At 61.8% G+C, this 1195-nt stretch carries 1 protein-coding gene; it reads left to right on the plus strand.

The features are described from left to right. Positions 1-4: 4 nt before the first annotated feature. Positions 5-1195, plus strand: a complete 1191-nt coding sequence (gene tuf, locus ACDELDRAFT_RS22730) for an elongation factor Tu (protein WP_005801408.1) — start codon at positions 5-7, stop codon at positions 1193-1195.

Here is a 1195-nt window from a genome sequence, read left to right on the forward strand (position 1 = left end):
AAAAATGGCAAAAGGCAAATTCGAACGGACCAAGCCCCACGTGAACGTGGGCACGATCGGCCACGTGGACCACGGCAAGACGACGCTGACGGCGGCCATCGCCACGGTGCTGTCTGCCAAGTTCGGCGGCGAAGCCAAGAAGTACGATGAAATCGACGCAGCGCCCGAAGAAAAGGCCCGCGGCATCACCATCAACACCGCCCACGTCGAATACGAAACGGCCAACCGCCACTACGCCCACGTGGACTGCCCCGGTCACGCCGACTACGTGAAGAACATGATCACCGGCGCTGCCCAGATGGACGGCGCCATCCTGGTGTGCTCGGCTGCTGACGGCCCCATGCCCCAGACCCGTGAACACATCCTGCTGGCCCGCCAGGTGGGTGTGCCCTACATCATCGTGTTCCTGAACAAGTGCGACATGGTGGACGACGAAGAACTGCTCGAACTCGTCGAAATGGAAGTGCGCGAACTGCTGGACAAGTACAACTTCCCCGGCGACGACACCCCCATCATCCGCGGTTCCGCCAAGCTGGCCCTGGAAGGCGACAAGGGCCCCCTGGGCGAACAAGCCATCGACAAGCTGGCCGAAGCCCTGGACACCTACATCCCCACGCCCGAGCGCGCTGTGGACGGTGCCTTCCTGATGCCTGTGGAAGACGTGTTCTCCATCTCCGGTCGTGGCACCGTGGTGACCGGCCGTATTGAGCGTGGCATCATCAAGGTCGGCGAAGAAATCGAAATCGTCGGTATCCGCGACACGCAAAAGACCACCTGCACCGGCGTGGAAATGTTCCGCAAGCTGCTGGACCAAGGCCAAGCTGGCGACAACGTCGGCCTGCTGCTGCGCGGCACCAAGCGCGAAGACGTGGAACGCGGCCAAGTGCTGTGCAAGCCCGGCTCGATCAAGCCCCACACCCACTTCACGGCTGAGGTGTATGTGCTGAGCAAGGACGAAGGCGGCCGCCATACCCCCTTCTTCAACAACTACCGCCCTCAGTTCTACTTCCGCACGACCGACGTGACCGGTGCCATCGAGCTGCCAGCCGACAAGGAAATGGTCATGCCCGGCGACAACGTGTCGATCACTGTGAAGCTGATCAACCCCATCGCCATGGAAGAAGGTCTGCGCTTCGCTATCCGCGAAGGTGGCCGTACCGTCGGCGCTGGCGTCGTGGCCAAGATCATTGCTTAA

This window comes from Acidovorax delafieldii 2AN (assembly GCF_000175235.1).
GTDB classification, from domain to species: Bacteria; Pseudomonadota; Gammaproteobacteria; order Burkholderiales; family Burkholderiaceae_C; genus Acidovorax; species Acidovorax delafieldii_B.